The organism is Candidatus Cyanaurora vandensis (assembly GCF_013285555.1).
Classification (GTDB): Bacteria; Cyanobacteriota; Cyanobacteriia; order Gloeobacterales; family Anthocerotibacteraceae; genus Cyanaurora; species Cyanaurora vandensis.
In genome coordinates this window covers 1-9,002 of the sequence record NZ_JAAXLT010000145.1, presented here as the reverse complement: position 1 = coordinate 9,002, position 9,002 = coordinate 1, and the positions used below count along the sequence as shown (strand labels likewise).

The following is a 9,002-nucleotide window of genomic DNA, read 5'->3' as shown; positions in this document are numbered from 1 at the left end:
TCCTGCTGCCAAGATATTCAAGGCTGCATTGTGGTCACGGTCTAGTACACAGCCACACTGACAAGTGTGAGTGCGCGTAGACAATGACTTTTTCACAATGACATGGCAGCTAGAACACTCTTGGCTGGTGTAGTGGGGTGCCATAGCAATCACTATCCGCCCCATCACTTTGCCGTAATATTCTAGCCATGCTCTGAACATTGACCAACTAGCATCACTAATGGATTTAGCTAAGTGATGGTTTTTGACCATGTTACGCACTTTCAAGTCTTCAATAGCAACCAAGTCGTTAGACTGGACTACGCACCTTGCCGTTTTTATGGCAAAATCTTTACGCTGCCTGGAGACTTTCAAGTGCTGACGACCTAGCCGCTTCCTCGCTTTGATACGATTCTTGCTGCCCTTGGCCTTTCTACTCAACCGCCGTTGCGCCCGTTTGAGTTGCTTTTCAGCTTTACGGAGGTAACGCGGGTTTTCTACCTTGACCCCATTAGAGTCAGTGTAAAAACTTTCTAGCCCCATGTCCAAGCCAATCGTCTTGCCTGTAGGGGTCAAATCTTCATTGCGTTCTACATCAACACAGAATTGGGCATAGTAGCCATCGGCCCGACGCACTAAGCGGACACGCTTGATTTGTTCTTTGCTGTACGTCCTCAAGTCTCTAGTCCCTAGCAACTTGAGTTTACCCATATCAAACCCGTCGGTTATCGTTAAAAACCTACGTTCATCGGAAAGTTTCCATCCGGTAGTTTTGTATTCAACGGAGCGGTTATCTTTTTGGAACTTAGGATAGCCTTTCTTGCCCACAATGTTCTTTTTACAGTTGTCAAAGAACCTAGAGACTGCCGACCATGCTCGTTCGGCTGCGGATTGTCTTGCCATAGAGTTTAGTTTATTAGCCCACGCAAACTCTTTAGCAAGAATCGCACACTGTTTGTTGAGGTCGTACTTAGTAGCACCCTTAGTGTCAATCCAATAGCGCAAGGCTTTATTGCGAATGAATTGGAAAGTGCGGATCGCCTCATCAATTAAGGCGAACTGCTCAGGGGCGGCGACTAACTTTAACTCAAGGACTAACATGCCTGGATTATAACCTATTCAAGCTGAGGTCGCCAGCTTAAATCCTTTGTTCGCCTAGCGGCTCATGCATCTTATATCCCACGGCTAAAGCGCGTGGGTTTTACGGTGTTTTCTGTAACAAGCTCGTACCATCCGCAACGAAATACATCCGCTCTAAAGATTTGAGAGTCCTGAACCGAACGTCAGTCCTCTACACCCACGGCAATACTTCCCCCCTCCATCCGCACCGGGTAAACCGTGAGGGGTTTTTCTGTGGAGATAGCTCCCAGGAGCGACCCGACCAAGGGCGGAAAGGTACTCCAAGCCTTGACATTCCCGGTCTTTAGGTCAAAGGCACTGCGATGGAAAGGGCAGACCAAGGCACCATCTTGAATCTTGCCGCCTTTGAGCGGGAGTTTGAGGTGGGGGCAACCGTTGTCCATGGCGTAAACCTGCCCACCATGCTGTAACAAAAGAATTTTGCGCTGACCGACCGTGACGACCTTGCGGGCGTCCGGTGTCAGTTCACTCTGCGGAAGGACCTTGACCCAGTTCATGAAAAGCTCGGGATAGGGCTACTGTCAATGTACCGTAACCCATGACACTCGACGTAGATTAACCTTGCTCGGTATTCACCAAGCAAGGCCAATCGTTCTTAGCCTACCAAGCTCTCATGGATCACTTGGTTGAAGATAATCCGGCCCACGGTCGTTCTGAGGTACTGGGAGATGAGCTTGCCTTCGCTGTCAAAGCGTTGGCGGATATCCTCCTTGGGGTTCTCCGTCTCGATCAGGCCATCGAAGCGGACCCAGATCTTGGCATGGAGGTCTAAGGCACCCTGGTTGTAGGCCAAGAGGGTATCCTCAGCCCCAGCAAAGAACTTCCCGGCGCCGAGGTCGGCCTCAGGATTATCCACGGTCAGGTAATAGCAACCGAGGATCATGTCCTGGGTCGGGGTGATAATCGGGCGGCCCGTGGCGGGGGAGAGAATGTTGTTAGAAGCCAACATCAACATCCGCGCTTCCGCCTGGGACTCCACCGACAGGGGCACGTGGACCGCCATCTGGTCCCCGTCAAAGTCAGCATTGAAGGCCGTGCAGACCAGGGGGTGCAACTGAATGGCGCGACCATCGACCAGGGTCGGCTCAAAGGCTTGAATCCCCAATCGGTGTAGGGTAGGCGCACGGTTGAGGAGGACTGGGTGGCCTGTAATCACCTCGTTCAAAACATCCCAGACCCGCACATCGTTGCGCTGAATCATCTTTTTCGCCGCCTTGATGTTATTCACCAAGTTGCGCTGGATCAGCTTCTGGATCACAAAGGGCTGGAATAGCTCAATCGCCATTTCCTTGGGTAGACCACACTGGTGGATCTTCAGGCGTGGACCGACGACGATGACCGACCGACCGCTGTAGTCTACCCGTTTGCCCAGGAGGTTCTGGCGGAAGCGGCCTTGTTTGCCCTCAATAATATCAGAGAGAGACTTGAGGGGACGGTTGTTGGCCCCGACCACGGTGCGACCGCGCCGACCGTTATCAATCAATGCGTCCACGGCTTCTTGGAGCATCCGTTTTTCGTTGCGGACGATAATCTCCGGGGCCAGGATCTCCAAGAGGCGGGCTAAACGGTTGTTGCGATTGATCACCCGGCGGTAGAGGTCATTAAGGTCTGAGGTGGCGAAACGGCCCCCGTCGAGTTGGACCATCGGGCGCAGGTCCGGCGGGATGACCGGGACGGACTCCAGGACCATCCATTCGGGGCGCGACCCCGTGGCGATGAAGTTGTCCATGACGCGCAGACGTTTAATCAGCTTGGCGCGTTTTTGGCCCTTGCTAGTGAGTAATTCTTCGCGCAGTCGCTCGGTCTCTTCTTCAAGGTTGATGTCCTTGAGTAGACGTTGGATGGCCTCCGCCCCAATCATGGCCCAGTCGTTGGCGAGGTCCAGGGGGGTATCATCGGTCCACCGCTGGTCTTCAACTTCTAGATAGTTGTCTTCGGTCAAGATCTGCTTGTAGGACAGGTTCTCGACGTTGCCGGGATTGATGACCACGTAGGCATTGAAGTAGACAATCTGCTCCACATCTCTAAGTGGCATATCTAGCAAGATCGCCACATAGGACGGGATACCCTTGAGGTACCACACATGGGTGACGGGGGCAGCGAGCTTGATGTAGCCCATGCGGTGACGGCGGACCCTGGATTCAGTTACTTCGACGCCGCAGCGTTCACAGACAATACCCCGGTGGCGGACCCGTTTATATTTGCCGCAATAGCACTCCCAGTCCTTGGAGGGGCCGAAGATTCGTTCGCAGAACAGGCCGTCCATCTCCGGTTTGAGTGTCCGGTAATTGATGGTTTCTGGTTTGGTTACTTCGCCGACCACCTGACCGTTGGGCAAGGTCCGGCTCCCCCAGGAAACAATCCGCTCGGAGGAGGCAATGGCGATCTTAATGTAGTCAAAACGCTGTTCTACCTTGGTCATGGTTGGTTGGCCCCAAGTGAAAATAGGCGGTCACGAACGTAACGCCTGGATACCCATGCTAGTGGTTCTTGCCTGTGTAAGCAAATCTTGCTCTGGATTCGGACAGGGCTTTAGTGAACAGGCCAAATGTTAGGGCTGTGCTGCTTGCACTTGCGCCACCGATAATCCCAATATCTGAGCTATCTCCACTACTGTAAAACCCCGTTCGACTAGAGCCGGGATAGCTTCCAACTTGCCTTCCAACTTGCCTTCCAACTTGCCTTCCTGCTTGCCTTCCTGCTTGCCTTCTGCCAGTCCCTCACGAAACACTCGTGACTCTTTCCAATTCGCCAACTGTATGTCCATCATCGTCAATAGCTCCTCGCGACTCAATTCGGGATATCGCTGCACTAACGTCTTCTCTACTAGTTCTAGCACCTGTTCGTAGTATGCCTCCCCCTGCTCCCATGCTTGCGCTAATACGATGCGGGCATACCGTGTAACCTCCTCTTCTGGTTCGACTGCCAAACACATCAACCCCACACCCGGCAGGGTACGGGCCGCGTCGCCCAACTCATTGAGGTACAGCCGTTGCACTCGTGGTGGCTGTAATAGCTCCCGGTAGCGCGTGTTCTGGGGTTCCTCGGCGGGGTCAAGACCGCGTCTGGGATAAAGAACAACGCCACGCCAGTCATTCGTTAGCGGAGCTTTATCTAGGTACATAAAAATCTCACTAAAGAAGCGAGCATAGAAGGCCGCATCATGCTGAAACTGGACCTCGACAAAGTAAATGGGCAGGTCGGAGGACTGGGGCAAGAATACCCCGTCAATCCGAAAACTCAATTGTTTGACCTCAATTGAGTCAAAAGTATAGAGGTCCGCCGTCTGTGAGGGTAGTCCCAGGGTCTCAAAGAAGGCAGAGGGCAATTTTTGAAAGAGAGTATAAAACAAGCCGTCAGTTTTCATGGGCTAATTGTAAACAGATTTATCCGCTTCTACTCGCTAGGACTCCCTACGGATAGGGACTTTAAAATTAGCGGCTACCCTGCTGAGCTAGCGCAATGCAAGGGACAGGGGTGTGGGAAGATAGCAGTTGCGCTAAAGTCAATCCATGGGTTTGATTGTTCAGAAATTTGGGGGCACCTCCGTCGGCTCGATCCCCCGCATTCGTCAGGTAGCTGAGCGGGTCCTATTGACGGTGCGTCAGGGTTACAGCGTGGTGGTGGTCGTCTCGGCGATGGGCCATGAGACGGACCGCTTGATGGGCTTGGCTCTAGAACTCAGTCCTGACCCTTGCCAACGGGAGTTGGATATGTTGCTCTCCACTGGGGAGCAAGTCAGCATTGCACTGGTCGCGATGGCCCTCCAGCAAGTCGGGCTGACCGCTGTTTCTCTCACTGGGGCACAGGTAGGGATTGTCACCGAATGCCAGCACACCCAGGCCCGTATCCTCAAAATCAGGACTCAGCGCGTCCGTCAACACCTAGACCGGGGTGAGGTCGTGGTCGTGGCGGGGTTCCAAGGCGTGATGATGGGCGAACACTTGGAAGTGACTACCCTGGGCCGGGGCGGGTCCGATACGACCGCAGTGGCTCTAGCGGCGGCTCTAGATGCGGTGTGCTGTGAAATCTACACCGATGTGGCGGGCGTTTATACCACTGACCCGCGCTTGGTTCCCGCTGCTACGCTGGTCCCGGAGATCACTAGCGAAGAGATGCTCGAACTCGCCAGTGTCGGTGCCCAAGTCCTTCATCCCCGTGCTGTCGAGATCGCCCAGAACTACGGCGTCGGGGTCATCGTGCGTTCTAACTGGCACGACTTCCCCGGTACGAAAGTCCGCTGTGGTCCCCGCCGCCACCGCGACTTTGAGAATATGGAAGTGGCCCGTCCAGTGGAGCGCGTTGAGGTAGACCCCACCCAGGCCAAGATTGCTCTCTTGCGGGTCCCCGACCGTCCGGGGGTGGCCCAGCAGCTTTTCGCCGCCCTCGCTGATAGTGGCGTGGATGTGGACTTGGTGATCCAGTCCGTCCATAGTGACCAACGCAATGACATCGCCTTCACCGTGCGCCGCGAATACTGGGAAACCGCCCAGCGGGTCGCGCAGGTCGTGGGCGCGCAGTTGGGTTGTGCCGTGACGCTAGACCGTCAGATTGCCAAGGTGAGTGTGGTCGGAGTGGGCGTGCGTTCGCGGGCGGGAATTGCGGCTCAGATGTTTGCGACCCTAGCTCGTCTGGGGGTCAATATCCAGATGATCTCGACCTCAGAAATTAAACTGAGTTGTGTAATTGACCTCGCCCAGGCTGCTCTGGTGAAAGTAGCCCTCGAAACCACCTTTGACCTCCCTCCCTCCACCGAAATCACCAGCCCGCCCGCCCTTACCCTCAAAGCGGTGCGTGGGGTCGCCTTGGACCGCGACCAAGCCCGACTGGCGGTCCAAGGCATCCCCGACCGACCAGGGATGGCAGCGAAACTTCTTGAACAGTTGGCCCAGGGCGGGATTACCGTAGACATGATCATCCAGTCTCAACGGGGGGAGGGCCAGCCGCTCCAGGACATTGCCCTGACCGTGCCGCGCTCCCAACTGACCCTCGCCCAACAGGTTATAGAGCGGGCGGCGCGGGGCCTCGGCTGTGAACAGGTAACGGCGAGCGCGGATGTGGTCAAGGTCAGCGCGGTGGGGGCGGGAATGGTCGGCACTCCCGGCATCGCCGCGCGGATGTTTGGGGCCTTGGCGGAACAAGCGATCAATATCCAGATGATCTCCACTTCTGATATCAAGGTCAGTTGTGTAGTGGCAGAAGCAGCAGCCCACCAAGCTCTAGAAGCGGTCCACACGGCCTTTGGGCTCCAGAGTCAAGAAGCGGCCTGTCTGGAAGCTCCGCCGTGAACCGGGTTTTTCTAAGTTCTCCCGCCAAGATCAATCTTTATTTAGAGGTCGTTGGTCCCCGGAGTGATGGCTATACCAATGTGGTTCTAGTTTTCCAGAGTATTGCCCTAGCCGACCGGGTTGCGCTCCAGAATGCACCTGAGACCACGATCCGCTGTCAGCACCCCGCCGTCCCCTGTGACGAGACGAATTTAGCCTACCGCGCGGTCCAACTGATCCAGGAATTAACCGGCATCCAGCAGGGGGTGCAAGTCGAGATTGAGAAGAATATTCCAGTGGCGGCGGGACTCGCTGGGGGGTCAGGCAACGGAGCGGCTGTCCTCGTCGGTCTCAATCAACTCTGGGAACTGGGATTAAACGCACAGCAATTAGCTGGGCTGGGAGCGCATTTGGGTTCCGATGTACCCTTTTGTCTGCGTGGGGGGACGGCCTTGGGCTACGGGCGCGGAGAAGTTTTAGCCAGCTTGACGAGTCCCGGACTCTTGCCCTTGGTTCTTGCCAAACCCCGCACCCTAGCCGTCTCGACCGCTTGGGCTTACCGGACTTTCCGGGAGCTAGCTGAATCACACGCTGGGGGACACCTTGCACTTTTTCTCAGCAATCTAGTGGACCCCCGGTCTAAGCCGCTCAGCAGCCTACTGTATAACGATTTAGAACGGGCAGTCCTGCCCCACCATCCCCTAGTGCAACGGCTCAAAACCCACTTGCAAGACCGGGGAGGATTGGGCGTACTGATGTCCGGCTCCGGTCCTACAATTTTCGCTTTAGCTCAAGACTTGGACCACGCCCACGAGTTAGCTGATTCCTTGGACCCAGCAGAATATGAGATTTTTGTGACTACAACTCAGGACCAAGGCGTGATCTTAACAGGCTCTATACAAGAATTTTAGGATGGGGGTTTGTGTTGGACCCTTTGGATCATTGTGGGTCCTGCGGAAACTCTACATTCACCGCTCAGTACCAAAGATGCCACCAGCAGACCAGCGAGCGTGAAATCAGCATCAAGACCCTAGAGAAGGCGCACAGGGATAAGCACGGGATAATCGGTGTTGAGAGAGCTCGTAAGGTGTGCTGGTAACGGACATGGTACACTTTTTCCTCAATTTTGATGCTCTTGGGCATGGGGCTAAGGTATCACCTGGAAACTAGTGAGACTCGTCCCTGTTCCGGCAGCATTCATCACGGTAACGGGTCCTGGGGTCGCTCCCGGTGACACTATCGCTCGAATCCGAGTAGCAGAATCAATCACAAAAGAGCTTGCGGCTACCCCGTTGAACTGCACCGCTGTTGTCCCCGTAAATCCACTACCCGTCACTGTCACCGATGAACCCACGCGCCCGGAACTTGGATTGAGCGTACTCACCGTGGGCGCCACCAGAATCGTGAAACCCGTCGCACTCGTGGCAGTCCCACCGGGGGTCGTCAACCGAATTGCACCTGTTGGGGTCCCATTCGCCACTGTTGCCCGGATCTCGCTATCGGAAACCACCGTAAAGCTCATAGCATCCACATAACCGAAGCTCACCCGATTCGTCCCCGTGAAGTTGGTCCCGGTGATCGTGACCACACCACCCACTGGACCCGCTATCGGCGTAAAACTACTAATCGTCGGCGGTGCGGAAATCACAAAGTCTGTCGGGCTGGTTGCGGTGGCGACGGGATTGGTCACGGTAATCTTGCCGGTAGTTGCGCCTACGGGTGCAGTGGCGCGGATCTTGAGCGCGGAGTCAACGATAAACGTTGGGTCTGCCACCCCGTTGAAATTGACGGTGGTGGTCCCACTGAACCCTGAGCCATTGATGACGACTGCGGTGCCAGTCCCGCCGAGGGTGGGGTTAATTGTAGTAATTACTGGGCTGGTCAGTACGGCAAAGTTGGTACCACTAGTTGCACTCCCGGCGGTGTTGATGACGCGGATGGCTCCGGTGGGGGTGCCGGGGGCGACTACGGCTTTCAAGATGGTGCCTGAGGTAATGGTGAAAGATGTGGCATCTACATAGCCGAAGGTTACTTTGGTCGTGCCCTGGAAGTTGGTTCCTTGGATGGTGACTTGGGTCCCGACGGCCCCACTGGTCGGAGTAAAGCCAGTAATGGAGGGGATTGAGGCGATGAGGAAGCTGGTGGAACTAGTGGTAGTCCCGGCGGGGTTGGTGACGGTGATGGGGCCGTTGGTAGCTCCGGTGGGGACGATGGCCTTGAGTTGGGTGGCAGAGATAAAGTTAAAGCTGGCGGCTACACCGTTGAACTTGACGGCTGAGGTGCCGGTGAAGTTATCGCCGAGGATCGTGACGGTTGCGCCTACACCGCCGGAGGTCGGGCTGAAGCTGGTGATGAGGGGCCGGTTGATGAGGGTGAAGTTCTCAGTGCTGGTTGAAGCAGCAAAACCATTGAAGACTCGTACAACTCCAGTGACCGCTGTTGGCGGGACCTGAGCGGTAATACTGGTATCTGAATTAATCGTGAATGTAGGTGCAGTGACTCCACTAAAGGAAACACTGGTAAGCTGACACGCATCTAACTTGCATTTATAGAATTACCTTTATTTTTAATCCTGCGACCCCAATCAATCTTGAGTTCTCCGCGATTAAGTAATCT

General features: G+C 55.2%; 7 protein-coding genes. 2 read left to right on the top strand and 5 right to left on the bottom strand.

The features are described 5' to 3' along the window. From HFM78_RS09850 to HFM78_RS09835, 4 genes are all read right to left on the bottom strand, one after another. Positions 1-1,080 (bottom strand): RNA-guided endonuclease TnpB family protein (locus HFM78_RS09850; RefSeq protein ID WP_287129270.1); only part of this gene is annotated, 1,080 nt, incomplete at its 3' end. 182 nt (positions 1,081-1,262) lie between these two features. Continuing rightward, entirely contained in the window at positions 1,263-1,616 is a 354-nt protein-coding gene (locus HFM78_RS09845; RefSeq protein WP_287129269.1) for a Rieske (2Fe-2S) protein, read from the bottom strand. 98 nt (positions 1,617-1,714) lie between these two features. Further along, positions 1,715-3,541 (bottom strand): DNA-directed RNA polymerase subunit gamma, encoded by a 1,827-nt coding sequence (gene rpoC1, locus HFM78_RS09840; protein WP_396034988.1) that lies wholly within the window; start codon positions 3,539-3,541, stop codon positions 1,715-1,717. Positions 3,542-3,670: 129 nt separating this feature from the next. Next, entirely contained in the window at positions 3,671-4,486 is an 816-nt protein-coding gene (locus HFM78_RS09835; RefSeq protein WP_287129268.1) for an Rpn family recombination-promoting nuclease/putative transposase, read from the bottom strand. 145 nt (positions 4,487-4,631) lie between these two features. Between HFM78_RS09835 and HFM78_RS09830 the strand changes: the two genes are divergently transcribed. Together HFM78_RS09830 and ispE are read left to right on the top strand one after the other, a co-directional pair. Next, complete coding sequence (locus tag HFM78_RS09830) at positions 4,632-6,407, top strand: aspartate kinase (RefSeq protein ID WP_287129267.1); 1,776 nt, start codon at positions 4,632-4,634, stop codon at positions 6,405-6,407. After that, positions 6,404-7,297 carry a 4-(cytidine 5'-diphospho)-2-C-methyl-D-erythritol kinase gene (gene ispE, locus HFM78_RS09825; RefSeq protein WP_287129266.1) on the top strand — a complete coding sequence of 298 codons (894 nt, stop codon included), beginning with the start codon at positions 6,404-6,406 and terminating at the stop codon, positions 7,295-7,297. The genes HFM78_RS09830 and ispE overlap by 4 nt, the downstream gene beginning before the upstream one ends. A gap of 236 nt (positions 7,298-7,533) precedes the next feature. Here the strand turns inward: ispE and HFM78_RS09820 are convergent, their stop codons facing one another. Next, complete coding sequence (locus HFM78_RS09820; RefSeq protein WP_396033374.1) at positions 7,534-8,691, bottom strand: IPT/TIG domain-containing protein; 1,158 nt, start codon at positions 8,689-8,691, stop codon at positions 7,534-7,536. Positions 8,692-9,002: the final 311 nt, after the last annotated feature.